Here is a 26,110-nt window from a genome sequence, read left to right as displayed (position 1 = left end):
GCGATTTTGACAGGTGTCGCGTGGGCGCTCCAAATGCGACAATCGACGCACGGGCGGCAGGGAGGTCACGATGTCCGGTCGTCGAGCGCTAGCCACAGCCGCGGTTGCGGCCCTGATCGTCGTCATGAGCGGCGCGCCGGCGTTCGCCGCGCCCGCCCCCACACCCACCCCGACCGTGGCCGACGTCCCGGACGGGCAGTTCCTCGAGCTCACGCCGAGCACGGTCGAGGCCGGCTACATCGTGGGCATCCGGGCGAGCTGCACGGAGGCCGACGACGACCCGCCGGAAGACAACGAGACCGCGACCGTCGAGTCGACCGCCTTCGACGACGTCGTCGTGGAGCCGCAGTTCGGCCACCTGACCGGCGCGGTGACGATCCCGGCCGACACCCGGGCCCGGTCCTACCGGGTCGTGCTCGACTGCCCGGGCTTCCTCGCGGGCAGCGCCGAGGCCACGCTCAACGTGCTCAACGACAGCCAGCCCAGCCGCGGCCCGGCGACCGGCTTCGGCGGCACGGCGGGCGACGACGACAGCACGCTGGTGTTGACCGGCGGCATGGCGGCGCTGGCCGCCGGCCTCGTGCTCGCGGTGGTCACCCTGCGCCGGCGGCGCACCGCCTAGAAACATGGCCAAGCTGTCCGGACCGCTGGCGGTCGTGTTGATCGCCGCCGGGGCCATCGCGACGTTCGCCGGGGTCGTGCAGAAGGGCGGCTTCGGGCCCGACGACGTGCCGCCGCCGAGCCAGTTCCCGGTGCTGGAGCCGAGCCGGCCCGTCGAGCTGCGGATTCCGTCGTTGAAGCTCGACGCGCCCGTGCACGACGTGGGCCTGGCGGACGACGGCTCGATCGAGGTGCCGGCGCTGGAGAAGCACAACCAGGCCGGGTGGTTCGAGAACAGCCCGACACCGGGGCAGTACGGTCCCGCGGTGCTGGTCGGGCACGCGGACACGCGCACCGGGCCGTCGATCTTCCACGACCTGTCCAAGGTCAAGCCGGGCGCGCGCATCGAGGTCGAAAGACGCGACGACTCGGTGGCGATCTTCGAGGTCAACTCCGTGGAGAAGTTCAAGAAGGCCGACCAGCCGATCGAGCGGATCTACGGCGACTTCACCCGCCCGGCGCTGCGCCTGATCACCTGTGGTGGCGAGTTCAAGGGCGGCAGCATCGGCTACGTCGACAACATCATCGTGTTCGCCTCGCTGGTAGAGGCTAGAAATCCACGATGATCGGCGCGTGGTCGGACGGGCCCTTGCCCTTGCGGGCCTCCCGGTCGACGACGGCCGACGAGACCCGGTCGGCCACTGCCGGGGTCGCGTACACCAGGTCGATCCGCATGCCCTTGTTCTGGTGGAACATCCCGGCCCGGTAGTCCCAGTAGGTGAAGGGGAACGGCCCCTTCATCGGGGTGGGCACCACGTCGCGCAGGCCGGTGTCCAGCAGAGCGGTCAGGGCGGACCGCTCCGGGGCCGTCACGTGCGTCGAGTTCACGAAGGCCGAAGGGTCCCAGACGTCGGCGTCGGTCGGTGCCACGTTGAAGTCGCCGCAGACCGCCAGGTCGGTGTGGCCGGCCAGGTCGGCGGCGACCGCGTCGCGCAGTGCCGCCAGCCAGGTCAGCTTGTATTGATAGTGCGGGTCGTCCGGAGTGCGCCCGTTCGGCACGTAGATCGACCAGATGCGTACGCCGCCGCAGGTCGCCGAGATCGCCCGGGTCTCCGGGTCGGGGAACCCGGGCTCGCCGGGGAAACCGCGCACCACGTCGTCGAGGCCGACCCGGGACAGCAGGGCGACCCCGTTCCAGCGACCGTCGACGTGCGTGGCGGCGGTGTAACCCAGCTCACCGACCTGCTCGGTCGGGAACAGCTCGGTGGTCGACTTCACCTCCTGGAGGCAGACCACGTCGGGCTTCTTCTCGTCGAGCCAGGCCAGCAGCCGGGGCTCGCGAGCCTTGACCGAGTTGACGTTCCAGGTGGCGATGCGCATCAGGCCCCCGGGTTGTTGTCGCCCGGGCGGGGCTGGGAGGCCAGGAAGCGCTCCAGCTCGGCTCCGAGCTCGTCAGCGGTGGGCAGGGGACCGGTCTGCTGGCCGAGCATGTTGCTGGCCCGGCCGCGGTTGAAGGCGTCGTACTGCTCCTCCAGCGCCTGGACCACGCCCGCCGCGTCGTTGGTCTCCTCGACCTGGCGGTCGATGTCGACCCGGACCGCCTCGGCCGCCGTGCGCAGGCCCTCGGTGGGCAGCAGGAGGCCGGTGGTGCGGGAGACGGAGGAGAGCAGCACTTCCGCCGCTGCCGGGTATTCGGCCTGGGAGACGTAGTGCGGCACGTGTGCGGCGAAACCGATCGCGTCGCGCCCCGCCTGCCCGAGTCGGAACTCCAGCAGGTGGCCCACGCTGCCGGGCACCTGGACCCGCTGGAGCCAGGGCTCGTAGCCGCTGATCAGGTCGCGCCGGGTGGCGTGGGCGGTGACGCCGGCCGGGCGGGTGTGCGGCACGGCCATCGGGATCGAGTTGAGGCCGATGGTCGTGCTGACCCGGAACCGGTCGATCAGGCTCATCACGGCCTTGGTGAACCGTTCCCAGTGCAGATCGGGCTCGTGGCCGCCGAGCATGAGATAAGCAGTGCCGGCGTCGTCGCGGAGCATGCGCAGCTCGAGCACCGGATCGGCGTACTCCTCCCAGTGGTCCTCCATGAAGACCATCGGGGGGCGCCGGGACCGGTAGTCGAGCAGCTGGTCGATGTCGAAAGTCGCGACTACGCGGCTCTCGCTCGTGGCCAGGAGATGTTCGCGGGCGAGCCGGGTGGCGTTGCCGGCGTCGACGAAGCCGGACAGCGTCTGGATCAGCACCGGCTCGCCCATGTCGGGCAGGTCGCCGGAAAGCTCGTAGAGCGTGTGCGGATCGAGCACCGCGGGCCTACCTCCCTGAGTTGTGGTGGGTTACCGGTATGGGCAACCACGCGTCCATCTTCCTGCATTCCACCGGCGGCTGACGGAAGGCAGGCCTGACCCCTGGTTTGTCGGCCATTTCTATACGCAGAGTAGTCAACTGACCCCTGTGCGGAGGGTGTGGGGGATACCCCCGGAGGGTGTCTGGGGGCCGGTCGGAGGGCCTCACCAAGGGTCACCGTACGTAGAGTAAAAATAGGGCGGAACCTCCGGCCGCTACGCATATTTGGCTATTTTCCGAGTTGCCGGTTACGCGAGGCTATGTGCATACCGTGAGCGCCCGATATCGACTGACCGATTAGGTATTCGGCTTTTGTGGCAACTGCCACTAAATAACAGTGGGTAATCGGCTGTCGGCCTGCCTAGCCTCGTCCAATGCGTGACGACCACACCCTCGAGCCCGAGACCGGCGCCGCTACCCCCGCGGACCGGTCCCCCGAAACCAACGACTCGATCGACCGGCCGACCGGCGCCCGCCGCCTTCAGGAGCGACTGGTCTTCCGGACCTCGCAGATGAGCAACTCGACCCGGAACCGGCTGAACCGGACGGCGGACTCGATCAAGGCCAACCCGTACGCCGAGCGTGCCGCCGGCATGTGGACCGCTTCCCGCGACCGCGTGACCGCCATGCCCGCGTACGACAAGATGCGCAGCGTCCTCGGTGAGCGCGGCCCCGCGCGGATCGCGATCGCCGGCGGCATGCTGGCCGCGGTCGGCGTGGCCACCGCCGGCGGCGTGGCCGCTGCCACCCAGAACCACACCGACACCAAGAGCACCACCGCCGCGGTCGCCGCGGTCGAGTCGGCCAAGAAGGCCGAGATCAGCCAGTTCCCGACCGCGCCTCCCACCTCGGGCGGGCACGGCACGGAGCACGGCAACAGCGGCGGTCACGGCAGCGGTGCCACCAAGGGCGCCGACAAGCCGGTCCCGTCCGTCGAGCGGCCGAAGGCCGAGCACAAGGCCGTGGCTCCGAAGAAGGCCGACAAGGCCAAGACCGTGCGCCCGGTGCAGCCGAAGCCGGTCATGGGCCTGAGCCAGACCCAGATGAACAACGCTCTGCAGATCGTCAAGGCCGCCGAGAAGCGTGGCATGGGCGAGCGGGGCGCGGTCATCGCGGTCGCGACGGCCATGCAGGAGAGCCAGCTGCTCAACCTGGCCAGCACCGCGGTGCCGGAGTCGGAGAACTACCACCACGAGGGCAGCGGCTCGGACCACGACTCCGTGGGTCTGTTCCAGCAGCGCTCGACGTCCGGCTGGGGCGCGGTCAAGGACCTGATGACCCCGTCGTACTCGGCGGGTGCCTTCCTCGACGCGCTCGAGAACGTGCCGAACTGGCAGAACATGCCGCTGACGGCCGCCGCTCAGGCCGTGCAGGTGTCGGCGTTCCCGGACGCCTACGCCCAGCACGAGTACCGCGCCACCGCCGTGGTGGACGCGCTGATGAAGTAGTTCAGCTGGTGGTGGTGAGGGCGATCCGGTCGAAGTCCGGCGCCCAGCCATCCGAGTTGGAGAGTTCGACGGTGTTCGGTCCGGCTGCCAACGGCAGCCGGACCGTCATCGTTTTCACCGAGTCCCAGCTGCCCGTGGACGGGAAGTCGAACCGCCCGACGGACTGGCCGTTGACCTCGATCGAGGCGCGGCGGCTGTCGTCGGCCACGTAGTAGATGACCAGGTCGTACTGGCCGGCCCGCGGCGCGTTCAGGCCACGGAAGGTCAGCTCGCCGCGGCGGTAGCCGACCCCCGTGACCACCCGGCCGCCAGAGGCGGAGTCGACATGGCGCGTCCGGGCCCAGCCGTCGAGATCGGCGGCCTCGGCCTCCAGCGACTGGGTCGTCGACCGGCCGGCGCTGGCCTGCTGGGTCGACCCCTTGGTCGACTTCGCGGGCGACGTCGGCGCGTGTTCCGGCGGCCGGACCGCACCCCGGCTGGCCGGCGGCTTGGTCGGCCGGACGGTCGGCAGCTCGCTCGGCGTGCTGTCGGGGTCGGCCGACGCGGTCGGGGCGGGCAGCACGAGCAGGTTGGGCGGGTCGGGCTGGTCCATGGCCGAGATCAGCAGAGGTACGCCGGCCGCCACCGCGATCGTCGTCACCGAGGCCACGACGGCGAGCATCGCGCGTCGGCCCGGCCGGCGCAGGCCGGACACCGGTGCTCCACCGTCGTCGCCGATCACGGAGCCGTGCCGCGGTTGCGCCGGCACGGCCGGGATCAGCTGGGTGACCTGGTTGTCGTCAGCGTTCGCGGAGAGCTCCGTCGGTGGCAGCCAGCCGCCGATCCGCAGCTCGCCGGGTTCCTCGCCGGCCGTGGACATGCGCGCCCTCACGGTTCTTGATCACGGTCAGTCAGGCGGGCACGCTACCGCATTTCGGCCCGACCGGTGAAGCGCGGAACGGGTATCCGACTCGACCGGCCGGACGAGCCTGGGCGTGACGGTGGTGCGACTGGGGTACAAAGAGTGCCTTCCCGAATCCCCCCCCGGAGGACGCAGTGACCCACCCAGAGACGGGTGCCGACACCCCGCCCCCCATGCCGCCAACGCCCGCTCCGGAGGTCGACGGCGCCACCGCGCCACCGGCCGGCCTGTGGGAGAAGATGAAGGCCGATCCGCAGTACGCGCCGGAGCACCTCGCCCTGGAGGCGGTGCGCCGGCTCGGCCCCGAGGCACACGCGTGGCAGGAGCGCACCCGCGCGCAGCGGCCTGGCATCCCGCCCGACGCGCTGGCCGACCTCGCCGTGAAGCGCTTCGTCAACCTGGCTCGGCTCTCCGGCGCCGTCTCGGGCGCGACCGGCATCGCGGGCGCCGTGCTCGACGTCGGCGTGCTCGCCTGGAACCAGGCCCGGATGGTGCTGCACGTGGCGGCCGCGTACGGCGTCGACCCGCGCGAACCGGAGCGGGCCACCGACCTGCTGGTGTTGCAGAAGGTCCACAAGGTCGCCGAGACCGCCCGGCTCGCCCTCGGCGTCGCGGCCGGCCGGGAGCGGGCGGGCGCGCTGCTGCGCGGCAACGGCACACCCATGCACCGGGTGCTGGTCAAGCTCGGGGTCAAGCTGGCCCAGATGGCCGGCATCCGGGCGGCCAAGCGGATCTTCGCGAAGATCGTGCCGGGCGCGGCGATCATCCTGGGCACGTGGGCCAACTCGTCGGCCACCACCGACCTGGCCCGCCGGGCGACCGAGCTCTACCGGCCGCGCGCCGCGTACTGGTCGGACCCGCCCCAACTACCGGGGCCGCGGCAGGGCTAGTCCGTCCACGATGGTCGGACGAGGCCAGCCTCGTAGGCGTAGACGACCAGCTGCGCGCGGTCGCGGGCGGAGAGCTTGACCATCGCCCGGCTGACGTGGGTCTTGGCGGTGGCCGGGCTGACCACCAGGTGGGCCGCGATCTCGTCGTTGGACAGGCCGGCACCGACCAGCGCGACCACCTCCCGCTCCCGGTCGGTGAGCTGGTCGGCCGGCGGCAGCGGCGGCACCGCCCGGCGGTCCCGGGACGCGAACTCGGCGATCAGCCGCCGGGTCACGCCGGGCGAGAGCAGCGCGTCGCCGGCCGCCACCGCGCGCACGCCGCGGATCAGCTCGACCGGCTCGGTGTCCTTGACCAGGAAGCCGGACGCGCCGACCCGGAGCGCCTCGAACAGGTACTCGTCGAGCTCGAACGTGGTCAGGATGACGATCCGGGTGGCCGCCAGCGCCGGGTCGGTGGTGATCCGCCGGGTGGCCTCCAGGCCGTCGACGCCCGGCATCCGGATGTCCATCAGCACCACGTCGGGCCGACTGGTCGCCGCGGCCCGCACCGCCGCCAGGCCGTCACCGGCCTCGGCCACCACGGTGATGTCGGCCTCCGCGTCGAGCAGGGCACGGAAGCCGGCGCGTACGAGGGCCTGGTCGTCCGCCAGCAGCACGCTGATCATCGGTCGGATTCTCCCGTCTCGGGCAGGACCGCCTCGACCCGCCAACCGCTGCCCTCGGGGTCCGGGCCGGCGGTGAGCGTGCCGCCCAGCGCGACCGCCCGGGCCCGCATGCCGGCGATGCCGTTGCCACCCTCCGCGGCCGGGCCGGACAGAGCGCCGTCGTCCGAGACGCGCACCGTGACCTGACCCGGCTCGTAGACCACCGACACCGTGGCCGACGCACCCAGACCGGCGTGCCGGCGCACGTTGGTCAGCGCCTCCTGCACGATCCGGAACGCCGCCCGGTCGACCTCGGCGGGCAGCGGCCGGACGACCCCGGTCACCGCCGTGCCGACCGGGAACCCGGCGCCCGAGGTCAACTCGCCCAGCCGGGAGAGCCCCGGCGCCGGTGTGCGCGGCGCCGCCTCCTCGGCCGGTCGCAGCGCGGCCAGCACCGATCGGACCTCGCGCAGCGCCTCCGCGCTCGCCGATTTGATCACCGCGAGCGCCTCCCGGGCCTGCTCGGGCCGCTGGTCGATCAGGTGCAGCCCGACCCCGGCCTGCACGTTGATCAAAGACAGGTGGTGGCCGAGCACGTCGTGCAGCTCGCGGGCGATCCGCAGTCGCTCCTCGCTGGCCTGCCGCCGCTCCTGTTCCTCTTGTATCCGCCGCTGTTCGGCCCGCATCCGGGCGAGCGCGGCGCGCTGGGCGCGGTGCCCCCGGCTGAACTCGCCGGCCGCGAGCACGGCGACGAGCCAGGCACCGGCGACCACGGCGTCCCGGTGCGTCACGGCCGACACGTCCGGCACGCCGAGCGCACTTCGGAACCACCAGCCACCCGAGAGGTACGCGGTCACGGCCACTGTCGACAGCACCAGCGCCGGTGTCCGCCGGCCCTGCGCCACCGCGGAGAAGTAGGCGGCCGTGGCGGCCAGGAAGAAGGGGCCGTAGGGGTGGCCGGAGAACGCGTACCCGAGGGTGGCGGTGAGCACGACCGCGAGCACCGGCAGCGGGGCGCGGCGCCGCCAGGCGAGCGCGACCGAGGCGACGAGGAGCGGGGCCGCCCGCGCGTAGCCGAGCTCGGCGCCGACGTCGCGGGCCGCCGCCTCGGCGCCGATCACCTGCACCAGAGAGAGCAGCGTGGCCAGGCCGGCGCCGTGCCGCCCGTACCGTCGCTCGCTCCCGGGTCGCACCCAGGGCGCGCGAGGCCAGGCGTCCTCCATGGCACCGACGGTAGGGCACGGAACACACCCGGGTCATCCGCCGCCGGACCCGCCCGGCGTACCGCGTGGGGAGTATTGACGCCACATGCGCCACATCCGTGTACTCCCTGCGTGGTAGCGGGATAGCCGTCACAGGCCGCAGGCAATCTGTCGCGGAAAGGAGCAGTCTTGTAGGAGGTCGACATGAGCGGAGGGAGCCATGACCACGCCAACAGGCCCGCGGCTTCGAGCCTCGGACGCCGAACGCGAACAGATCGCGACCATCCTGCGTGCCGCCATGACCGAGGGGCGGCTCAACCTCGACGAGGGCGAGAAGCGGCTGGCAGCGGCGTACGGCGCGACGTACCGCGACGAGCTCGGACCGCTGACGGCGGATCTGCCCGACGGCGGCCGCGCGGCGCTCGCGCGCTCGCCCGAGGCGCAGGCGCAGGCCAAGGCCGAGATGCGGATGTTCGTGCGCCGCCGGGCGGGCGTCCTGGCCGCCATCGGGGTGCTCTTCGCCGCGTTGTTCATCGCCAACGGTGCGCTGTTCTTCCCCGTCTTCCCGTTGATCGTCCTGCTGTTCTTCCTGCACTGGGCCAGTTGGGGGAGGCGCGCGTACTACGCCCGCTCCAACCGTGGTGACTGGTACTCGCGGGGCGACGTGCAGGGTCGTGGCGACTGGCGGGGGCGGCGCGACTGGTACGGACACGGCCGCTACGGGCATTGACAGAGTTGAGGGTCCGGCCGGGTAGGTTGCAACCATGCGCCCGGCCGGACCCTTAGCCCTGCTCGCATTGCTGGCCACCCTGCTGGCCGGCTGCACCAAGGCCCCGGCGCCGCCCGAGCTGGCGCCGACCGGCAACGTCTCGCCCGGCACCGGCCTGGCCCCGGTGCCGATCGAGGGCGCCGACCACACGGTCAACCTGCCCAAGGGCTGGACCGCGGCCGTGTACGCGCGGGTGTCCAACGCTCGCTTCCTGCTCGCGCTGCCGGACGGCGCCGTGCTCGTCTCCCAGCCGTCGGTCGGCCAGGTGACCCGGGTCCCGGCCGGTGGGGGAGAGCCGGCCACCTTCCTGTCCGGTCTGGACCGCCCGCACGACCTGGTGCTCGCCACCGTCGGCGGGCGGCAGTGGATCTACGTGTCCGCGGTCGACCGGGTGGTCCGCTATCCCTACGTGGCCGGCGCCGCCACCGCCGGTGCCGCCGAGGTGATCGTCGACGGCCTGCCCGACGACAGCCTGCCGGAACTCGGTGGCAAGTACGGCCACGTGCTCAAGAACATCGCGGTGGACGGCGACACCCTCTACGTCTCGATCGCGTCGACCTGCAACGCCTGCGCGTCCGACACTCGTAGCGATCCGATCCGCGGCGCTGTCTACCGCTGGGACGCCGCCGGCCACAACGCCGGGAAAGCGTTGGTGGCAAAGGGCTTGCGGAACGCCGAGGGGTTGGCGATCGCGCCCGGCACGCACGACCTCTGGGTCGTGGTCAACAACCGCGACAACATCATCGATCCCGCCACGGGCCGCAAGGACACCGCGTACGTCGACAACCACCCGCCCGAGGAGTTCATCAAGGTCAGGCAGGGCGGCTTCTACGGCTGGCCGTTCTGCAACCCGAACCCGGACGGCGGCCTGCGCGACATGCCCTTCCAGCGCGACCACGAGCTCAACCGCGACGGCGCGGCGGCCGACTGCGCGACGGCGACCCCGGTCGACGTCGGCATCCAGGCCCACTCGGCACCGCTCGGGCTGACCTTCGTGCCGGACCTGGGCGCGGTGATCGCCCTGCACGGATCGTGGAACCGCAGCGAGCCGACCGGCTACAAGGTGATCAACTTCCCGTGGGTGGACGGCCGCCCGGGCGACCAGCACGACCTGGCCACCGGCTTCCTCGGCGCGGAGTCACCGTGGGCGCGGCCGGTCGACATCGCCCTGCTCGCCGACGGCTCGCTGCTGGTCAGCGACGACCTCGGGGGCAACGTGTTCCGATTTGCGCCGCCGCCGGGTTAGCCCCGGTACGGGACGGGTAGCTGTCCCGTATGACCGGAAACCGGCCCGGAGGTCAGCCGCGTGGGGCGCGGGGGACTGTCGGGCACCCGTACACGGCGTTGAATCTCCGTCTGGTCCTCGCCGCCTTCGGTCTGGTCGTCTTCGCCGTGCTGACCTGGCTCGCCGCCCGGGCCGACCTGCTGGTGCTCGCCGTGCTCTGCGGCGTGGTCGTGCTGACCGCGGCTGTCGACCTGGTGGTCATCCAGCACCGCCGCCGGGCGCGCCACCGCGCCGAGCCAGGCGTGCATCACTCGCTCTTCGAGTAATCGCAGAATTCTGTTTGCAAAATTATCTCTGCGATTGGTACGGTCCGTCGCATGGCGGATCGCATCATCACCGAGGTCGATGAGCTGAAGGCGGTGACGCACCCGTTGCGGGTGCGGATGCTCGGCGCGCTGCGGGCCGACGGGCCGGCCACGGCGACCGAGCTGGCCCGGCGCTTCGACACCGACACCGGCACGACCAGCTACCACCTGCGCAAGCTGGCCCGGCACGGCTTCGTCGAGGAGGCCGAGCAGCGCGACGGGCGGGAGCGGCGCTGGCAGGCCAGCCACGCGACGACCTCGTGGGACACCGGTGCGCTGGCGAAGACCGCCGAGGGTCGGGCCGCGATCTCGGTCATGCGCCGGCACCAGCTGGCCGCGCTCGATCGCGCGGTCTCGGCCTACGAGTCGGCCGAGGCCGACCTGCCGGCGGAGTGGGTGGCCGCCGCGGGGATGAGCGACCTGCGGGCCCGGCTGTCGCCGCGGTCGCTGCTCGAGCTGGAGTCGCGGATCATCGAGCTGATCGACGAGCGCGTCGCGGCCGACGCCGACGACCCCGACGCCCGTCCCGTGCTCCTGCACTTCGGCGGATTCCCGCGGATCGACCCGCCGGGCTGGGCCGACGTGGCGGACGAGTCGTGACCGGCCGCCGCGCCGAATGGCGCTACGCGCTGCTGGTCCTGCTGTTCTGGTTGCCGACCGGGCTCTACCTGGCGACCAAGATCCTGCTCATGCTGGACCGCGGCCTGAGCGTCGCGGCGATCGGCACGGTCGTGCTGATCTTCTCGCTGACGACCGCCGCGCTCGAGCTGCCGACCGGCGGGCTCGCGGACGTCATCGGCCGGCGCACGGTGCTGGCCGCCTCGGCCGTGGCCAGCTGCGCCGGCCTGGCCCTGCTGGCGGTCGCCGACGGCTTCTGGCTGTTCGCGGCGTCGGCGGTGCTGCGCGGCATCGCCCGGGCGCTGTCCAGCGGCCCCGACGAGGCCTGGTTCGTCGACACGATGCATGCCGTCGAGGGCCCGGACGCGCCGCTGACCCGGGGCCTGGCCCGCGGCGAGGCCGCCGGATCGGTCGGGTTGGGCATCGGCACGCTGCTGGGCGGCGCGCTGCCGCTGGCGCTAGGCGCGGCCTTCGGCCTGTCGGCGCTGGCCGTGCCGGTGGCCATCGCCGCGCTCGTCGAGTTGGTCCGCCTGCTGGTCACGGTGTTCGGCATGCCGGAGCCGCCCAGGCCGCGGACCTCTGTCGGCGCGGTGCTACGCGGTGTGCCGGCGACGGTCGCGGCCGGGCTCCGACTCGGCCTGCGCGACGGGGTGCTGGCCCGCCTGCTGCTTGCCGGGGCCGGGGTAGGGGTGGCGCTCTCGGCGATCGAGCTGCTCACCCCGGGCTGGCTGGCCGACCTGGTCGGCGACCCGGAGCGGGGCGCGTCGACCTACGCGGTGGTCGCGGCCGCCGGCTTCGGCGCGAGCGCGGTGGGCAGCCTGCTCGGCCCGTGGGCACAGCGCCGCCTCGGCTCGGCCGTCCGGGCGGGCGTGGCAGGCATCGCCCTGGGCGCGGCGGCGCTGGTCGCGGTCGCGCTCGCGGGTCCAACGCTGCGCGAGGCGACGATCGGCGTGCCGGTGATCGCGGCGGCCTACCTGCTGCTCTTCGTCGGGCTGGGCGTGACCGCCGCACCGCAGGCGGCGCTGCTGCACGCCCGAGTGGCCCCCACCGAACGCGCGACAGTGATCTCCGTGCAGTCACTGGCGCTCCAGGCCGCGGGCGCCCTCGGCTCGGTCGGTTCCGGCGCGCTCGCCACGGCCCGAGGCCCGGCCCTCGCCTTCGGCACGGCCGGCGCGGCCTTGGTCGCCGCGGCCTGGGTGGTGGCCCGAATCCAGGTCACGGACCCCGCACCGGAGCCGCTCCGCGAGCCCGCGGCGGCGCTGTAGGCGGCCTTCGCCTTCGCCTTCGCCTTCGGCGCGGTTGGCGTGGCGTTGATTGCCGCGGCCTGGGTGGTAGCCCGGATCAAGATCGCGGACCCGGCACCGGAACCAATCCGTGAGCCTGCGGCAGCGTTGTGGGCCGCGCCCGGCCCGCGTTGGCCGCGCCCGGCGCGCGCCTGGCCTGCGTTGGCCGCGCCCGGCCCGCGTTGGCCGCGCCCGGCGCGCGCCTGGCCTGCGTTGGCCGCGCCCGGCCCGCGTTGCCGCGGCCCGCCCGCGTTGGCCGCGCGGCGCCCGTGTAGCGGCGCCCGCGTCCGGGTAGTAACCGACCGCATGACGGTCTATGGCTGGCACGCCTCGCACGAGCAGGTCCATCCCCGCGCGCTTCTCGATGCCGCGGTAGCGGCACAGGACGCCGGGTTCGGGGCCGCTATGTGCTCCGACCACTTCTCGCCCTGGAGTGCGCGGCAGGGGCAGTCCGGGTTCGCCTGGTCCTGGCTCGGCGCCGCCCTCCAGGCCACCGACCTTCAGTTCGGCGTCGTCAACGCGCCTGGGCAGCGCTATCACCCCGCGATCATCGCCCAGGCGATCGGCACGCTCGCGGCCATGTACCCCCGGCGGTTCTGGACCGCGCTCGGCACCGGTGAAGCGAGCAACGAGCACATCACCGGTGGCGGGTGGCCGCGCAAGGACCTGCGGGCCGCCCGCCTTCGGGAGTGCGTCGACGTCATCCGGGCACTTCTTGCCGGCGACGAGGTCAGCCACGACGGGCTCGTCACCGTCGACCGGGCGCGGTTGTGGACCCGGCCCGCGGAACCACCCGCGCTCGTCGGCGCGGCCGTCAGCGTCGAGACCGCCAAATGGTGCGCCGACTGGGCCGACGGCCTCATCACCGTCAACGCGCCGCACGAGCACCTCCGACGCATGGTCGCCGCCTACCGGGACGCCGGCGGGCGTGGGCCCGTCTGCCTTCAGACGCACCTCAGTTGGGCCGGCAGCGACGACGAGGCCGAGCGGATCGCCTACGAGCAGTGGCGGTCCAACGTGTTCCCGCCGCCGGTCTGCTGGGACCTCGAGCTCACCGACCACTTCGACGCCGTCTCGGAGGACGTGCCGCGGGAGCGGGTCGCCCGGACCGTGGACATCTCCGCCGACCTCGGATGGCACGCGGCCCGGCTGCGCTCGTACGCGGAGATCGGTTTTGACCGGATCTATCTGCATCACGTCGGTCAGGAGCAGTCCGCGTTCATCGACGCGTTCGGTGCGAAGGTGCTGCCGCAACTGGACTGACTGGTCGCGGCCCGCCGCGCCCACATAGCATTCCGCGCATGGAAGGCATGAACGAGATCGTCATTCTGCTGGCGGTCGCCGTGTTCGGTGCGGCGCTCGCCCGCAAGATCGGCTTTTTGTCGCCGATCGTGCTGATGATTCTCGGGCTTGCCCTGTCGTTCCTGCCCGGCTTCCCGACCTTCCACCTCGAACCCGAGTTCGTGCTGATCGGCGTCCTGCCGCCGCTGCTGTACGTCGCCGCGCTGCAGACCTCCGTGCCCGCCTTCCGGTTCAACATCCGGCCGATCCTGCTGCTCGGCGTCGGGCTGGTGGTGTTCACGGCGCTGGCGGTCGGCTTCGTCGTGCACCTGATCCTGCCGCAGGCGCCCTTCGCGATCTGTGTCGCGCTCGGCGCGGTGGTGGCACCACCCGACGCGGTCTCGGCGACGGCGATCGCGCGCCGGATCGGCCTGCCGCGGCGGGTCGTCACGATCCTCGAGGGCGAGAGCCTGATCAACGACGCCACCGCGCTGGTGCTGCTCCGGGTCGGCACGGCCGCCGCGGTCGGTGGTGCGGGTGAGGTCGGCTTCACCGACGTCGGCAGGGAGGTGATCGTCTCGGCCGGCGGCGGCATCCTGATCGGCATCGCGGGGGCGACGGTCTTCGGCTTCCTGCACAAGCGGATCAAGGACCCGCTGCTCGACAACGCGCTCTCGCTGCTCACCCCGTGGGCCGTCGTACTGCCCTCCGAGGCCATCCACGCCTCCGGCGTCGTCGCCGTGGTGGTCACCGGCCTCGCGCTCGGGCACCGCATGCCGACCCTGATGGCGGCCGGCTCGCGGTTGCAGATGGACGCGTTCTGGCGGTTGGTCCGCTTCCTGCTCGAAGGCCTCGTCTTCCTGCTTGTCGGCCTCCAGCTGCGCACCGTCATCGACGAGATCAGCACACCCTGGGGCACCGTGATCGGCGCGACCTTCGCGGTCATCGGGACGCTGATAGCCACCCGCTACATCTGGGTCCTGCCCGGCGGCTGGATCCCCCGGCTGTCGGCCCGCGTCCGCCGCCGCGAGGTCACCTTCACCTGGCAGCACCCGGTGATCATCGGTTGGGCCGGCATGCGCGGCGTGGTGACGCTCGCCGCCGCCCTCGCCCTGCCCAGCGTCGGCACCGGCAAGAACGAGGCGCTCTACCCGCGCGACGTGTTCATCTTCATCGCGTTCGCCGTGATCCTCTTCACGCTGCTGGTGTTCGGCCTGACCCTGCCGACGTTCTCCCGCAAGCTCGGCCTGCCGCCCGAGGACCCGACGAAGGACTTCCTGGCCGAGGCCGCGGTGCAGCAGGCCGCGACCAGGGCGGCCAAGGAGCGCCTGGAGGCCAACTCCGAGGGCGCGCCGCAGTCGGTGGTGACCAGGCTCCGCCAGCAGGTGGTCGACCGCACCAACACCGCGTGGGAACGGCTGGGCGGGGACGGGCGGGAGACCCCGTCGGCGGCGTACGGTCGACTGCGGCAAGAGATGATCGACGCCGAGCGCGAGGTGTTCCGGACGGCCCGTGACGAGGGTCGCATCCCGGAAGAGGTGCTCAACCGCGCCTACCGCGATCTCGACCTCGAGGAATCCCTGCTCACCCGCCGCGAAGAAGACTGATGGGGGACGAATGACCTGCGACGACATCACGTTGGCCGAATCGCCGGAGCCGCAGACCACCGAGGGCTGCCAGGACTGCCTGGCCGCGGGCGAGCACGACTGGGTACACCTGCGCCTTTGCGAAAGCTGCGGACATATCGGCTGCTGCGACTCCTCACCCAACCGCCACGCCACCGCACACTTCAAAGAGACCGGCCATCCAGTTATCAAGTCCTTCCAGCCGGGCGAGAACTGGAAATGGTGCTTCGTCCACGAAACGTTGGGATGACGATCAAGATCAATAGCTAGATCATGACTCGGGTTCGCGGTGGTGCGGACCGTTCCTCCCGCGAGGGACCGCTCCGCTTGCCAGGTCCGTCGTTGGTTGAAAATCCGAAAGGGGTGTCGCGATGCGACACCCCTTCGGGTTAACCGGGCTCCGTTGGGAGCGTGGGTAGGTTGTCGAAGAACGGGTCGTGCCACGTCGGGAGCGGTGGGATGGTCGGTACCGGGATCGTCGGTAGCGGCGGGTCCGTCGGGATCGGCGGGAGCGTCGGGGTCGGCGGCACTGTGGGCACCGGCGGGATGGTCGGGGACGGGGTCCAGGGCGGCTCGCCGTAGGTTTGCGGGCGGGCGTAGTAGAGGTTTTCGTCCTCTGCTACGAAGGCGATGTCGTGGGTGCCGCGTACGAACGTGCCGCCCTCGACCGACGCGCCGCCGGAGGCCTCGAAGCGGGCCGTGCCCGTTGCCTTGTGGGCGGTCGCATCCTTCATGAAGTCGTCGCCGGTCCGGCCCGGGTCCGTGGTGAAGACCCAGAGGCGCTCGTGGTCCTGGACCATCATCCGGGTGCGGTCGTCGGAGATGCTCGCCGACGAGATGTTGTCGACGTCGCGGCCGAAGCGGCCGACCCGGGTCAGCTTCGCCTCGCCCGAGGTGCCGGACGGTAGGTCGACCCGGTAGACCGGCGTCCCGCTGGTCTTGGCGAACACGTAGAAGTGCCCGTCCAGCCAGAGCATGGCCTCCGAGTTGTACGTGCGACACCCAGGCTTGGTGTTGTCGGTGAAGCGCAGGGTGTAGGAGGCGACAACCTCCAACGGACCGGAACCGCCCGGTGCCGGCTCGGCCACCCGGAGCAGCCGCTGCTGGTCCTTGCAGTTGTTGGCGCCGAGCTGACCGATCCACAGCGCGCCGGCGTCGTCGACGGTCAGGTCCTCCCAGTCCTCGTTCTTCGCGCCCGTCACCGGGTACGACGGGAACAGCTCGTCCCCGCGCACCGGCTCCGGCATGCCGCCGGCGGAGATCCGCATGCCCCAGATCGCGTCGCGCGGCTTGCCGGGCTTGCTGGACCCGCCGTCGCGCAGCCAGTAGTACATGCCCGGATAGGTCCGGCTGGCGATCAGCCCGGACGCCTCCGAGGCGGGCAGCTTCACCCCGAGCGGCGGCATCCGCCCGGGAAAGATCGGCGCGTCCCTGGCCGCGGACCGGGCTTCGGACCGCGCGTCGGCCGGGTCGGCGTTCGCGCCGGTGCCGCCGCCGGTGACCGCGTACCAGCCCGCCAGCGAGGCCGCCGCGAGGGCGACGACGCTCCACAGTGATCGTCTGCGCACCTGGGCCTCCTCGTAAGCGAGCCGGTCTCTCCTATTCGTAACATAAAGGACAGTCCGGACGATGAGGACTCTACGGGTTTGACGTCCGTCGATATGGGGAAGGAGGGGCGCCAGTCTGCCCCGGGAGGCCCGCATGACCCAGACCGCCGCCGATCGTTTCCGCAGCCGCCACGTACCGCACGAGGTCAAGGTCCGTGACCTGCCCGACGCGCCCAGATCGCACTGGCGGATCATCGGGCCGGGGGTGATCGCCGCCGGTGTCGGGCTGGCCTCCGGCGAGTTCATCCTGTTCCCGTACATCGCCTCGCAGGTCGGTCTGGTCTTCCTGTGGGCGGCGGCGGTCGGCCTGATCACCCAGTGGTTCCTCAACATGGAGATCGAGCGCTACACGCTCGCCACCGGCGAGACCGCGCTGACCGGCTTCTCGCGTACCTGGCGCCACTGGGGTCTGGTGTTCGCGATCCTGACCTACTTCGCCAACCTCTGGCCGGGCTGGGCGACGAGCTCAGCCACGATGCTGACCTACATCTTCGGCGGCGAGCCACGCTGGATCGCGGTCGGCATGCTCGCGCTGATCGGCGTCACGCTGACCCTGGCGCCGGTGATCTACACCGTGCTGGAGCGGGTCGAGTTCCTCAAGGTCGGCCTCGTCATCCTCTTCATCGTGGTCGCGGTGATCTTCGCGGTGACCAGCGACGCCTGGTCGGCGCTCGGGCACGACGTCGTCCGCCCCGAGTTCCCGACCGAGCTCGGCTTCGCGCTGATGCTCTCCGCGCTGGTCTTCGCGGGCGCCGGCGGCGGCCAGAACCTGGTGCAGAGCAACTGGATCCGGGACAAGGGCTTCGGGATGGGCGCGTACGTGCCGCGCCTGGTCAGCCCGGTCACCGGCAAGGAGGAGGCGGCGCCCGACTCGGCCGGCTTCGTGTTCGAGGACAACGACGCCAACCTGGCCCGCTGGAAGCAGTGGTGGAAGCTGGCCAACAAGGAGCAGCTCTACACCTTCGTGCTGATCACCATCGTGACCATCACGCTGATGTCGCTGCTGTCCTACTCGACCGTGTTCGGCGTGCCCGGGCTGGCCAACAGCGTCAGCTTCCTGCAGGTCGAGGGGGAGCGGCTCAAGGAGCTCGTCGGCGAGTGGTTCGGCGTCCTGTTCTGGGCCATCGGAGCGGTCTCGCTGTTCGCGGCGGCGATGGGCATCGTCGACTACACCAGCCGGCTGGCCGCGGACGTGCTCAAGGTCAGCTACCTGCGCCGGGTCTCGGAGAGCCGGATCTACTTCGCGCTGGTCTGGGGCCTGGTCCTGATCGGCGTCCTGGTGCTGGTGGGCGGCTTCGACCAGCCCCTGGTCCTGCTGGTCATCTCCGCCTGCGTCGGCGGCCTGATGATGTTCCTCTACTCGGGCCTGCTGCTGCTGATCAACAAGAGGTTCCTGCCGGAACGCGTACGCCCGCGCGGCATCCGCGTCCTGGCCCTGATCTGGGGCGTCCTGCTCTTCGGCGTCTTCTCCGTGCTGACCATCAAGGAACAGGGAGCCAAGCTCCTCGACTGGCTGGGGTGATCTCCCTACGGGCGCCGCGGGGGATCTTCCCGATGTCGTCTAGGGCGGCGAGCTTGGAAGTGTTCGGTCATGACCACCACAACCAGGCTCACCGCCCTCGCGGCGCCGTTGCTCATGCTGTTCTACGGGATCAACCGGTACGTCGACGGGCTCGACGGTGACCGGGGCAACGGGATCGCCTGGGACCTCGGGCACACCACGTTCTTCTTCGCGTTCGTGCTGTTCGCCGTGCTCGCGGTCAGCCTGCACCGGGTCGTGCCGGTGCCCGAGCGCTGGCAGCGGCACCTGCGCGACGGTGCGCTGGCCGCCGCCCTGGTCGGTGCCGCCGCGTTTCTCTGGGTGACGCTGACCGACCTGGTGCCGGCGATCCCGATCGGGCTGCCCGACTGGGCCCTGGTCGCTTTGCCGGCGCTGTTCCAGGTCGGCATGCTGACCCTGCTCGGTCAGCTCGTCGCGGCCCGGCGCCTGCCGATCTGGAGCCCGCTGGTCATGCTGTTCGGCTTCATGCTGATCGTCGTCAACCTCGACCTGCTGCCGTTCGCCTCGGTCGTCATCCTCGCCGGGCTGTTCCCCCTCAGTTCGGGCTTACGCCGACCAGTTGGTCCTTGACGTGGTCGCGGAAGGCCACGTAGTCCTGCTCGTTCTGGTCCGCGTAGTCCTCCGCGTACGCCACGATCGCCTTGTCGAAGCGGTCGGAGCCGCCCAGGTAGGCACCGATCGCGATCGGGTCGCCCGACCGGGCGTGGGCCCGGGCCAGCGTCCAGCCGCACATCCGCGCGTACAACGCCATGCCCTCGGCGCGCATCCGCTCGATCGGCGCCGAGAACTTCCAGTCGCGTAGCTGGCGGACGTAGAAGTCCCGCGTCGTGCCGTCCGGGGCCTGGGCCTTGGTCCAACCCAGGAAGATGTCGCTGAGGGCCTGCATCAGGTGCTGGCCCGCGACCACCCGCTCGCCCTGGTTGCGGTAGCGGCTGGCACCGGCGTACCGCGCGAGCACGGACTTCTGCGCCTCCTTGGCCTGGAGGAACAGCGGCTCGCCCTCGCCGGTCTCCAGCAGCACGATCCAGGCGCGGGTGCCGACACTGCCGACGCCGACGACCTTGCGGGCGACCTGGACCAGGTCGAACTCGCCCAGCAGGTGCCGGCGGTCGGTCGGCAGGCTGCGCTGGTACGACTCGATCACGCCACCGATCAGCTGGTAGATGACGTCGGCCTCCAGCCCGCTGAAGACCTCCTCGATCGGGACGATGGTCGGCGGCTGGCTGATGATCCGCCGGCGGCCGTCGACCACCTCGGTGAGCTTGCCCAGCGCCTGCCGGCTGTCCTTGCCCCGCGCCTTGGCCAGCACGGAGGTCGCCTCGCTGTACGCCTTCGGCCGGATCTGGTCGCGGAACCGCGCGATGGTCGACTCGACGTCGAGGTGCGCGTACCAGACCGCCATGCGGCCCTGCTCGGCGAAGGTCCGGATGTTCTTCCGGTACGCCTCGACCCCGGACCGGACGATGTCCTTGCGCGCCTTGCGCTTGAAGCCGTTGTCCCGCGCGGCCACCGTGAGGCTGGCGGCCAGGCGCTTGACGTCCCACTCGAACGGGCCCGGCAGCGTCTCGTCGAAGTCGTTGCAGTCGAAGACCAGCCGCCGCTCGGGCGACGCGAACGCACCGAAGTTCGACAGGTGGGCGTCACCGCAGAGCTGCACGTCCAGGCCCGAACGCGGTCCCTCGGCCAGGTCCGCGGCCATCGGCAGGGCGGCGCCGCGGAAGTAGGTGAACGGCGAGACCGCCATCCGCGCGTGCCGGACCGGCACGAGCTCGGGCACACGCGACGCGGCCTGGCCCATCAGCAGCCCGATCGGGTCGCGCCCGCTCTCGACACCGGTCGCGGCGTGCGCGTCCAGCGGCACCTCGTTGCGGACCGCGCGACCGGCGGCGATCCGTTCGGCTCGCCCCGCGTGGGCGTGACCGTTGCCGGCGGCGCTCACGGCTCGTCGATCCAGGGCGTGCGCAGGTCGTAGTACCGGGTCTCGCGGACCTGGAGCCGCCGCACCTCGGCCATCTCCTCGGCCAGTTTGGGCGGAAGCGGCTTCCGCTCACCGGCGCGCGCGTCGTTCTCGTTGGTGAAGTAGACGGCCATCGTGTACTCGCCGTCGCCGTACGAGCAGCCGATGGTGCCGAGCACTTCGGGCCGGAACTTGGACCACTCCTCGGAGTCGCCGAGCAGCAGCGTCAGCGCCCGGTCGCGGTCGCTGCCCTGGCCCTGCACGATCTGCACGAAGCCGGCCTTGCTCGGATCGCCGGGGTAGTCGGCGACCGCGTCGTCGGCGTCGTGGAACTGGACCTCGCCGTCGAAGAGCTTCGACGTGCGCTGCCACCACTGGTCCTGTTCGGGCCGCTCGCTGTTGCGCTGGGCCGAGTTGAGATCGGTGAAGCAGGCGAGGCCGATGAACTCGTTCTCCTCGGTCACGCCACCAGTCGAGTGGATCCAGCCCTGGGCGCCGGGCGACAGGTACTTCACCCACTCGTCGAGGGCCGCTCTCACCTGCCCGGGGTCGCGCACGTGACCCTGGATGATCTGGACGAACATCACGAGCCTCCTTGCCGGGACGAGGGGGACACTCACCTTCAAACCTACGACGGGTCCGGGCGCAAAACGGCAAATCGACCGTATGGGTTAAATGTCCAGATTAGGATCACGCCGGTGACGTCCGCACCCTCTGTCCGGACCGGCGAGCGCGACACGCCGTCCGCGCCGGCTCGGGCGGGCCTGGTGCTGTCCGCGCTGATCCTGGTGGCCTCGGTGGCCAACCTCAACCTCTCGGTGGCCAACGTCGCGCTGCCCGACATCGGCCGGGCGTTCGACTCGTCGCAGACCCGGCTCGACCTGATCGCGATCGGCTACTCGCTGGGGCTCGCCGCGTCGGTCCTCTACCTCGGCGCGCTCGGCGACCGGCACGGCCGCAAGATGATGTTGCTGATCGGCGTGACGCTGGCGATGCCGATCAGTGTGCTGGCCGCGTGGTCGCCGTCCGACATCGTGCTGATCGTGGCCCGGATCCTCGGCGGGGTGTCCGCCGGCATGGCGTACCCGACGACGCTCGCCCTGATCACCGCGCTCTGGTCGGGCCCGGCGCGGACGAAGGCCATCGCTCTCTGGTCCGGCGTGGGCGGCGCGGTCGCGGCGCTGGGCCCGACCATCGCCGGCGCGGTCCTCGAGGCCTTCTGGTGGGGTGCGGTCTTCCTGGTCACCCTGCCGCTGGCCGCGGTCGCGCTGGTGCTGGCCGCCGTGCTGGTGCCCGGACACGTCAACGAGGGCGGCGGGCGGGTCGACAACCTCGGCGGCGTGCTGTCCATCCTGCTGGTCGGCGCGCTGGTGCTCTCGATCAACGACGCCGCGGTGCCCGGGGCCGGGCTGCGCGCGATCGTCCTGGGCGTGATCGCGGTGGTCGCCGCGGTGCTGTTCGTGCTGCGCCAGCGCGCGGCCGCCAACCCGCTCTACGACCTGCACTACGCCGGGCGGCGGCTGTTCTGGGTCGCGGCCTGCGCCGGGATCATCGTGTTCGGCTCGCTGATGGGCGCGATGTTCGTGGGCCAGCAGTTCCTGCAGAACGTGCTCGGCTACTCGACGCTCAAGGCCGGCCTGTCGATCCTGCCGGCCGCCGCGCTGATGGTGCTGGTCGCGCCCCGGTCGGCGGTGCTGGTCCGGCGCCGGGGCTCCCGGGTGACCCTGCTGCTCGGCTACGTGTTCTGCCTGCTCGGCTTCGTCGCGATGCTGCTGCTCTGGAAGGAGGACATCGCGTTCTGGCGGGTCGCGCTGGCGTACGGGCTGATCGGCATCGGCGTCGGGCTGGCCGGCACGCCCGCGTCGCACGCGCTGACGAGCTCCGTGCCGGTGCGCCGGGCGGGCATGGCCTCCGGCACCGCCGACCTCCAGCGCGACCTCGGCGGGGCGGTGCTCCAGTCGGTGTTCGGCGCGCTGCTCACCGCCGGCTACTCGGCCGCGTTCGCCCGCGAGCTGGCCGGCGCTCCGGCCGCCCTGCAGCCGGAGATCGACGCGACCCAGACCGAGCTCGAGAACTCGTTCGCCAGCGCCGTCGACACCGCGCAGCGCTATCCGGCGTACGCGGAGCAGATCGTCGGCGCCGCCCGGTCGGCGTTCCTGGACGGCGACCGGTGGACCTACGCCGCCGGCATCGGCGCGATCGCGATCGGCGCGCTGCTGGTGTTCTTCGCGTTCCCCAAGCAGGAGAAGGAGCAGGAGCTGCTCCGCGCGTACGCGTCAGCCGACCGCTAGCGGCGTCGGGGCGGAGCGCGCCGGCCGGGCGCGCCAGACCAGCAGTGCCGCGGTCGCGAGGCCGACGAGCCACATCGGCGCGTACAGGACGGCTAGCTGGAAACGCGCGGGTGTCGTCTCGGCCCGCGGGTCGGCGACCAGCCACCCGAGCTGGCTCAGGAGGCTGAACAGGACCGGCACGGTCAGCACCAGCGTGACCAGCCCGCACAGCGCGCCGGCGGAGGAGGTGCGGGCCAGGGCCGCGCCGAGTGCGAAGGCGGCAACCGCCAGGCCCACGATGGCGAGCGCGACGATCTCGGTCTGCGCCGTGGCGATGAGCAGTGCGGCCACCGCGACCGCGGCCAGCCCGGCCGCGTCCCAGGGCACCGCCGGGAGGTGCCGCGCCAGCAGCACGCCGGCAACGGCGGCCGCGATGCCGAGCAGCGGCACCAGGTCGTGCGCCCAGACCACGTTGAGGTTGCGGCCGCTGGCCACGAACATCGCACCCGTGGCGCCGGCGCAGGTCAGCGCGAAGCGGGCCGCCTCCGCGCCGGCCACCCGGCCGCTCCACCCGACGAGCCACCAGGTCAGCGCGACCCAGACGGCGAGCGTGAGCAGCAGCACGAGGACGGCCACCGCCGACGGCGCCCCGTCCATGGCGCGGTCGACGTACTGCATGTGGAAGGCGGCGCCGGCGAGCGCGCCGAGCAGGGCGATCCGGCTCACCGCCGCGAGACCCGGCATCCGGCCACCCTCGGCCGACCGGACCACGATCGCCGCCACGACAGCGAGCACCAGCGCGGCGACGTCGGCCCAGTCCAGCCGGCGCAGCTCGGGAAGGCTGGGCAGGAGGTCCGGGGCCAACGGCAGGCCCACCAGCGCCCCGGCGGTGAACGCGGCGATCGGCCAGGGGTCGCCGCCGGCCGGGTCGGCTGGCAGCACCGCGACGATGGCCGCGCCGAGCACGACGCCGCCGACCAGCGCGGCGACCAGCCGGACCAGTGGGTGCAGCTCGCCCAGGGCAGATGCGGCGTCCAGCGGGGCGTAGGTGGCGAGCAGCCCGCCCACCAGCAGCCCGGCCGCGACCAGCGGCCAGCCGCGCGCCCGGCCCCGGACCTGCGCGGCCGCTGCGGCGCCGACGAGGAGCAACACGACCGCGCCCGTGGCGGAGACGACCCGCATCACGCCTTTGGCGTCGGCTTCGGCAGGGAAGCTCTCCAGGCCGTAGAACAGGACCTCGCCGGCCGGCCCGAGCGCGACCATGCCGACCGCGAAGGCGGCCAGGGTCACCAGTACGCGGCGGATCATGGTGTCTCCTCCAGATCGGCGACGATCACCGTGATGTTGTCGGGGCCGCCGGCCCGCCGGGCCAGGTCGATCAGCCGGGCCGCGCAGGCGGCACGCTCCGGGTGGGTGCGGAGCACGTCCGAGATCGTATCCTCGCGCACCACATTGGACAGCCCGTCGCTGCACAGCAGCCAGCGGTCGCCCGTGAGCGGCTTGAGCGTCGTGAAGGCCGGCTGCACCGGGTCGCCCTGGAGCGCCTGGGTGACCACCGCGCGGCGCGGGTGCACGTGCGCCTCGTCCGGGGTGATCACGCCCTCGTCGACCAGCATCTGGACGAACGTGTCGTCCTTGGTCATCTGCTGGGTGTGTCCGTCGCGGTGCAGGTAGGCCCGCGAGTCGCCGACGTGGGCCAGCGCCACGGCGCTGTTGTCGGGCGCGAACAGCAGCGCGGTCAGCGTCGTACCCATGCCGTCCCGGGTCGGGTCCTCGGCCACCGCGGCCCGGATCCGGTCGCCGGCGGCGTCGATCACGTCGCGCATCGCGTCGACGAGCTCGGCGGCCGGGTGGTCGGTGTCGGCGGCCACCACCGCCTCGATGGTGATGGCGCTCGCGAGGTCGCCGGCGGCCATGCCGCCCATCCCGTCGGCGACGGCGAGCAACCGGGCGCCCGCGTACACCGCGTCCTGGTTGGCTCGCCGGACCAGGCCGCGGTCGGTGAGTGCGACGGACCGCAGCAGAAGCGTCATGGCAGGCAGGATGCCAGGATGTGCGCCGGTTGTCTCTAGTAGATCACCTTCTCGGCCATCCGGTTCGCACCGTCCGGCCATCCGGAGGTACCGCGAAGAGTCCAAGATCAGATAGTGCGCGGCGGCGAAGGCCGGGAGAATGGCGCGATGGCATTCGACGGAGGGCGGCTCGCGCCCGGCGCGGCGCGGGACTGGTGCGGCACGATGCCGGTGCACCGCCGGCTGCTGGACAGCGACCCCGGCTACGCCCGGGCCCGCGAGGAGATCGAGACCTTCACCTTCGGCGCCGCCCGCGAGGAGCCGCCGCCGCTGGGCCTGGTGACCATCCCGACCGTCGTGCACGTGGTCTGGTCACAGGCCGCGCAGAACATCGGCGACGACCAGATCGCGACGCAGCTGGAGGCGCTCAACCGCGACTTCCGCAAGCGCAACGCCGACCTGTCGGTGCTGCCACCGGTCTGGGTGCCGCTGGCCGCCGACGCCGACATCGAGTTCGTGCTGGCCGACGTGACCCGCACCCGCACCGACGTGGCGACCTTCGACACCGACGACGGCGTCAAGTCGGCGCGCACCGGCGGCGTCGACCCCGTGTCGACCGACACCCACCTCAACCTCTGGGTCTGCCAGCTCGGCGGCGGCCTGCTCGGCTACGCCCAGTTCCCGGGCGGCCCGCCGGAGACCGACGGCGTGGTGGTCACCCACACGGCGTTCGGCTCGTCGGGCACCGCGACGGCGCCGTTCGACCTCGGCCGCACGCTGACGCACGAGGTCGGCCACTGGCTCAACCTGCGCCACATCTGGGGCGACGACGGCGACGGCTGCGGCGGCGACGACTTCGTGGCCGACACCCCCAACCAGGCGGGCCCCAACTACGGTCGACCGACGTACCCGAAGGTGTCCTGCAACAACGCCCCGCACGGCGACATGTTCGTCAACTACATGGACTACACCGACGACGCGGCCATGGTCATGTTCACGCTGGGCCAGGCGGCCCGGATGGCGGCCGCGCTGCGCGGCCCGCGCTCGGGCCTGCTGGCGGCGGCGGCCACGTCGTGACGGCACCGCCCGCGGCCCTGTTCCGGCGGTGGGTGCACGTGCGGGAGGAAGACGCGGCCGGCGTACGCGTCTACCGCCCGGCCGACCAGCCCTTGCCGCCGGCCCGCGGGCGCGACGGCATCGAGTTCCGCTCGGATGGCACGTTCGCCGACCTGCGCCCCGGCCCGACCGACGCCCCGGTGGCGTCGGTCGGCCGCTGGACCCTGCCGGCGGCGGGCCGGATCGCCCTGGCGTATCCGCCTGGCGCCCGATCCGCGGGCGCCCCTACCGGCTACGAGATCGTCGAGGTCACCTCGGACCTCCTCCGCCTGCGCCCGATCTAGCCGCGGCTGAGGCAAGGCCGCGTTGCGGCAACGGCGGGGGTTGCGGCACTGCGGGGTTGCGGCAACGCCGGGAGTGCGACATCGCTGGGCTTGCGGCAACGCCGGGAGTGCG

General features: G+C 72.0%; 27 protein-coding genes. 17 read left to right on the top strand and 10 right to left on the bottom strand.

The genetic code is table 11. The features are described 5' to 3' along the window. The first annotated feature begins 70 nt into the window (after positions 1 to 70). Both CHC05_RS11195 and CHC05_RS11190 read left to right on the top strand, forming a co-directional pair. Positions 71 to 622 (top strand): hypothetical protein, encoded by a 552-nt coding sequence (locus tag CHC05_RS11195; RefSeq protein ID WP_245870776.1) that lies wholly within the window; start codon positions 71 to 73, stop codon positions 620 to 622. A gap of 4 nt (positions 623 to 626) precedes the next feature. Beyond that, entirely contained in the window at positions 627 to 1,226 is a 600-nt protein-coding gene (locus CHC05_RS11190) for a class F sortase (protein ID WP_089247628.1), read from the top strand. On the opposite strand, the gene CHC05_RS11185 is transcribed toward CHC05_RS11190, so the two are convergent. Beyond that, entirely contained in the window at positions 1,210 to 1,980 is a 771-nt protein-coding gene (locus CHC05_RS11185) for an exodeoxyribonuclease III (protein WP_089247626.1), read from the bottom strand. The genes CHC05_RS11190 and CHC05_RS11185 overlap by 17 nt on opposite strands. Beyond that, positions 1,980 to 2,900, bottom strand: a complete 921-nt coding sequence (locus CHC05_RS11180) for a proteasome assembly chaperone family protein (protein ID WP_089247624.1) — start codon at positions 2,898 to 2,900, stop codon at positions 1,980 to 1,982. Before CHC05_RS11180 ends, CHC05_RS11185 begins: the two co-directional genes overlap by 1 nt. A 414-nt stretch (positions 2,901 to 3,314) precedes the next feature. Here CHC05_RS11180 and CHC05_RS11175 point away from each other — a divergent pair, with 414 nt between their 5' ends. Continuing rightward, on the top strand, positions 3,315 to 4,388 hold the full coding sequence (locus CHC05_RS11175; RefSeq protein ID WP_089247622.1) for a hypothetical protein: 1,074 nt from the start codon (positions 3,315 to 3,317) through the stop codon (positions 4,386 to 4,388). 1 nt (position 4,389) lies between these two features. Here CHC05_RS11175 and CHC05_RS11170 read toward each other — a convergent pair whose 3' ends face one another. Beyond that, positions 4,390 to 5,247, bottom strand: a complete 858-nt coding sequence (locus CHC05_RS11170) for a carbohydrate-binding protein (RefSeq protein WP_089247619.1) — start codon at positions 5,245 to 5,247, stop codon at positions 4,390 to 4,392. A 215-nt stretch (positions 5,248 to 5,462) separates the two neighbouring features. Here CHC05_RS11170 and CHC05_RS11165 point away from each other — a divergent pair, with 215 nt between their 5' ends. Next, entirely contained in the window at positions 5,463 to 6,179 is a 717-nt protein-coding gene (locus CHC05_RS11165) for an EcsC family protein (RefSeq protein WP_089247617.1), read from the top strand. Here CHC05_RS11165 and CHC05_RS11160 read toward each other — a convergent pair. Beyond that, the gene (locus CHC05_RS11160) at positions 6,176 to 6,844 is read right to left on the bottom strand and encodes a response regulator transcription factor (RefSeq protein WP_089247615.1); all 669 of its coding nucleotides are present in this window, start codon (positions 6,842 to 6,844) and stop codon (positions 6,176 to 6,178) included. The two genes, CHC05_RS11165 and CHC05_RS11160, sit on opposite strands and share 4 nt — an antisense overlap. Beyond that, a complete protein-coding gene (locus tag CHC05_RS11155) occupies positions 6,841 to 8,046 on the bottom strand; it encodes a sensor histidine kinase (protein WP_089247613.1) in 1,206 nt (401 codons plus the stop codon). Before CHC05_RS11155 ends, CHC05_RS11160 begins: the two co-directional genes overlap by 4 nt. Positions 8,047 to 8,245: 199 nt before the next feature. On the opposite strand from CHC05_RS11155, the gene CHC05_RS42020 reads away from it, so the two are divergent. The 8 genes from CHC05_RS42020 (at position 8,246) to CHC05_RS11115 (ending at position 15,441) form a co-directional block, all read left to right on the top strand. Continuing rightward, positions 8,246 to 8,755, top strand: coding sequence for a DUF1707 SHOCT-like domain-containing protein (locus CHC05_RS42020; protein WP_089247611.1), 510 nt, complete (start codon positions 8,246 to 8,248; stop codon positions 8,753 to 8,755). Between the two features lie 34 nt (positions 8,756 to 8,789). Further along, entirely contained in the window at positions 8,790 to 10,040 is a 1,251-nt protein-coding gene (locus tag CHC05_RS11145) for a PQQ-dependent sugar dehydrogenase (protein WP_144022553.1), read from the top strand. A 29-nt stretch (positions 10,041 to 10,069) separates the two neighbouring features. Next, on the top strand, positions 10,070 to 10,345 hold the full coding sequence (locus tag CHC05_RS11140) for a DUF6343 family protein (protein ID WP_089247607.1): 276 nt from the start codon (positions 10,070 to 10,072) through the stop codon (positions 10,343 to 10,345). Positions 10,346 to 10,396: 51 nt separating this feature from the next. Continuing rightward, a complete protein-coding gene (locus tag CHC05_RS11135) occupies positions 10,397 to 10,984 on the top strand; it encodes a helix-turn-helix domain-containing protein (protein ID WP_089247605.1) in 588 nt (195 codons plus the stop codon). Further along, positions 10,981 to 12,267, top strand: coding sequence for an MFS transporter (locus CHC05_RS11130; RefSeq protein WP_089247603.1), 1,287 nt, complete (start codon positions 10,981 to 10,983; stop codon positions 12,265 to 12,267). Before CHC05_RS11135 ends, CHC05_RS11130 begins: the two co-directional genes overlap by 4 nt. Positions 12,268 to 12,591: 324 nt before the next feature. Then, complete coding sequence (locus CHC05_RS11125) at positions 12,592 to 13,548, top strand: TIGR03885 family FMN-dependent LLM class oxidoreductase (RefSeq protein ID WP_089247601.1); 957 nt, start codon at positions 12,592 to 12,594, stop codon at positions 13,546 to 13,548. A 38-nt stretch (positions 13,549 to 13,586) separates the two neighbouring features. Next, positions 13,587 to 15,173 (top strand): Na+/H+ antiporter, encoded by a 1,587-nt coding sequence (locus tag CHC05_RS11120; RefSeq protein WP_089247599.1) that lies wholly within the window; start codon positions 13,587 to 13,589, stop codon positions 15,171 to 15,173. A 10-nt stretch (positions 15,174 to 15,183) separates the two neighbouring features. Further along, positions 15,184 to 15,441, top strand: coding sequence for a UBP-type zinc finger domain-containing protein (locus CHC05_RS11115; RefSeq protein ID WP_089247597.1), 258 nt, complete (start codon positions 15,184 to 15,186; stop codon positions 15,439 to 15,441). Positions 15,442 to 15,580: 139 nt separating this feature from the next. Here CHC05_RS11115 and CHC05_RS41400 read toward each other — a convergent pair whose 3' ends face one another. Further along, a complete protein-coding gene (locus CHC05_RS41400; protein WP_089247595.1) occupies positions 15,581 to 16,759 on the bottom strand; it encodes a hypothetical protein in 1,179 nt (392 codons plus the stop codon). A 133-nt stretch (positions 16,760 to 16,892) separates the two neighbouring features. Between CHC05_RS41400 and CHC05_RS11105 the strand changes: the two genes are divergently transcribed. Both CHC05_RS11105 and CHC05_RS11100 read left to right on the top strand, forming a co-directional pair. Further along, the gene (locus CHC05_RS11105) at positions 16,893 to 18,320 is read left to right on the top strand and encodes an Nramp family divalent metal transporter (RefSeq protein ID WP_089247593.1); all 1,428 of its coding nucleotides are present in this window, start codon (positions 16,893 to 16,895) and stop codon (positions 18,318 to 18,320) included. Positions 18,321 to 18,389: 69 nt separating this feature from the next. Beyond that, entirely contained in the window at positions 18,390 to 18,929 is a 540-nt protein-coding gene (locus CHC05_RS11100) for a hypothetical protein (RefSeq protein ID WP_089247591.1), read from the top strand. Here the strand turns inward: CHC05_RS11100 and CHC05_RS11095 are convergent. Continuing rightward, the gene (locus tag CHC05_RS11095) at positions 18,895 to 20,298 is read right to left on the bottom strand and encodes a DUF2252 domain-containing protein (RefSeq protein WP_245870774.1); all 1,404 of its coding nucleotides are present in this window, start codon (positions 20,296 to 20,298) and stop codon (positions 18,895 to 18,897) included. The genes CHC05_RS11100 and CHC05_RS11095 overlap by 35 nt on opposite strands. After that, positions 20,295 to 20,900, bottom strand: a complete 606-nt coding sequence (locus CHC05_RS11090; RefSeq protein ID WP_089247589.1) for a hypothetical protein — start codon at positions 20,898 to 20,900, stop codon at positions 20,295 to 20,297. The genes CHC05_RS11095 and CHC05_RS11090 overlap by 4 nt, the downstream gene beginning before the upstream one ends. Before the next feature lie 114 nt (positions 20,901 to 21,014). On the opposite strand from CHC05_RS11090, the gene CHC05_RS11085 reads away from it, so the two are divergent. After that, complete coding sequence (locus CHC05_RS11085) at positions 21,015 to 22,607, top strand: MFS transporter (protein ID WP_089247587.1); 1,593 nt, start codon at positions 21,015 to 21,017, stop codon at positions 22,605 to 22,607. Here the strand turns inward: CHC05_RS11085 and CHC05_RS11080 are convergent. Beyond that, complete coding sequence (locus tag CHC05_RS11080; protein ID WP_089247584.1) at positions 22,593 to 23,894, bottom strand: hypothetical protein; 1,302 nt, start codon at positions 23,892 to 23,894, stop codon at positions 22,593 to 22,595. The two genes, CHC05_RS11085 and CHC05_RS11080, sit on opposite strands and share 15 nt — an antisense overlap. Next, positions 23,891 to 24,619: a PP2C family protein-serine/threonine phosphatase gene (locus tag CHC05_RS11075; RefSeq protein WP_089247582.1), complete on the bottom strand. Its 729-nt coding sequence runs from the start codon at positions 24,617 to 24,619 to the stop codon at positions 23,891 to 23,893. Before CHC05_RS11075 ends, CHC05_RS11080 begins: the two co-directional genes overlap by 4 nt. A 147-nt stretch (positions 24,620 to 24,766) precedes the next feature. Between CHC05_RS11075 and CHC05_RS11070 the strand changes: the two genes are divergently transcribed. Further along, positions 24,767 to 25,675, top strand: coding sequence for a zinc metalloprotease (locus CHC05_RS11070; protein WP_218824511.1), 909 nt, complete (start codon positions 24,767 to 24,769; stop codon positions 25,673 to 25,675). After that, positions 25,672 to 25,998, top strand: a complete 327-nt coding sequence (locus tag CHC05_RS11065; RefSeq protein WP_089247580.1) for a hypothetical protein — start codon at positions 25,672 to 25,674, stop codon at positions 25,996 to 25,998. The genes CHC05_RS11070 and CHC05_RS11065 overlap by 4 nt, the downstream gene beginning before the upstream one ends. The last annotated feature ends 112 nt before the right edge of the window (positions 25,999 to 26,110 follow it).

It is taken from the genome of Asanoa hainanensis, from assembly GCF_900188485.1.
Lineage (GTDB): Bacteria > Actinomycetota > Actinomycetes > Mycobacteriales > Micromonosporaceae > Asanoa > Asanoa hainanensis.
This window is presented reverse-complemented; position numbering and strand designations above follow the sequence as displayed.

What these genes read in the sequence shown, in the direction of transcription:
- CHC05_RS11075 (WP_089247582.1), bottom strand. Translation starts at nt 24,619, where the DNA reads ATGACGCTTCTGCTGCGGTCCGTCGCACTCACCGACCGCGGCCTGGTC.
- CHC05_RS11190 (WP_089247628.1), top strand. Translation starts at nt 627, where the DNA reads ATGGCCAAGCTGTCCGGACCGCTGGCGGTCGTGTTGATCGCCGCCGGG.
- CHC05_RS11145 (WP_144022553.1), top strand. Translation starts at nt 8,790, where the DNA reads ATGCGCCCGGCCGGACCCTTAGCCCTGCTCGCATTGCTGGCCACCCTG.
- CHC05_RS11195 (WP_245870776.1), top strand. Translation starts at nt 71, where the DNA reads ATGTCCGGTCGTCGAGCGCTAGCCACAGCCGCGGTTGCGGCCCTGATC.
- CHC05_RS11120 (WP_089247599.1), top strand. Translation starts at nt 13,587, where the DNA reads ATGGAAGGCATGAACGAGATCGTCATTCTGCTGGCGGTCGCCGTGTTC.
- CHC05_RS11080 (WP_089247584.1), bottom strand. Translation starts at nt 23,894, where the DNA reads ATGATCCGCCGCGTACTGGTGACCCTGGCCGCCTTCGCGGTCGGCATG.
- CHC05_RS11185 (WP_089247626.1), bottom strand. Translation starts at nt 1,980, where the DNA reads ATGCGCATCGCCACCTGGAACGTCAACTCGGTCAAGGCTCGCGAGCCC.
- CHC05_RS11135 (WP_089247605.1), top strand. Translation starts at nt 10,397, where the DNA reads ATGGCGGATCGCATCATCACCGAGGTCGATGAGCTGAAGGCGGTGACG.
- CHC05_RS11125 (WP_089247601.1), top strand. Translation starts at nt 12,592, where the DNA reads ATGACGGTCTATGGCTGGCACGCCTCGCACGAGCAGGTCCATCCCCGC.
- CHC05_RS11115 (WP_089247597.1), top strand. Translation starts at nt 15,184, where the DNA reads ATGACCTGCGACGACATCACGTTGGCCGAATCGCCGGAGCCGCAGACC.
- CHC05_RS11100 (WP_089247591.1), top strand. Translation starts at nt 18,390, where the DNA reads ATGACCACCACAACCAGGCTCACCGCCCTCGCGGCGCCGTTGCTCATG.
- CHC05_RS11165 (WP_089247617.1), top strand. Translation starts at nt 5,463, where the DNA reads ATGCCGCCAACGCCCGCTCCGGAGGTCGACGGCGCCACCGCGCCACCG.
- CHC05_RS11070 (WP_218824511.1), top strand. Translation starts at nt 24,767, where the DNA reads ATGGCATTCGACGGAGGGCGGCTCGCGCCCGGCGCGGCGCGGGACTGG.
- CHC05_RS11160 (WP_089247615.1), bottom strand. Translation starts at nt 6,844, where the DNA reads ATGATCAGCGTGCTGCTGGCGGACGACCAGGCCCTCGTACGCGCCGGC.
- CHC05_RS11175 (WP_089247622.1), top strand. Translation starts at nt 3,315, where the DNA reads ATGCGTGACGACCACACCCTCGAGCCCGAGACCGGCGCCGCTACCCCC.
- CHC05_RS11090 (WP_089247589.1), bottom strand. Translation starts at nt 20,900, where the DNA reads ATGTTCGTCCAGATCATCCAGGGTCACGTGCGCGACCCCGGGCAGGTG.
- CHC05_RS11140 (WP_089247607.1), top strand. Translation starts at nt 10,070, where the DNA reads ATGACCGGAAACCGGCCCGGAGGTCAGCCGCGTGGGGCGCGGGGGACT.
- CHC05_RS11155 (WP_089247613.1), bottom strand. Translation starts at nt 8,046, where the DNA reads ATGGAGGACGCCTGGCCTCGCGCGCCCTGGGTGCGACCCGGGAGCGAG.
- CHC05_RS11170 (WP_089247619.1), bottom strand. Translation starts at nt 5,247, where the DNA reads ATGTCCACGGCCGGCGAGGAACCCGGCGAGCTGCGGATCGGCGGCTGG.
- CHC05_RS11105 (WP_089247593.1), top strand. Translation starts at nt 16,893, where the DNA reads ATGACCCAGACCGCCGCCGATCGTTTCCGCAGCCGCCACGTACCGCAC.
- CHC05_RS42020 (WP_089247611.1), top strand. Translation starts at nt 8,246, where the DNA reads ATGACCACGCCAACAGGCCCGCGGCTTCGAGCCTCGGACGCCGAACGC.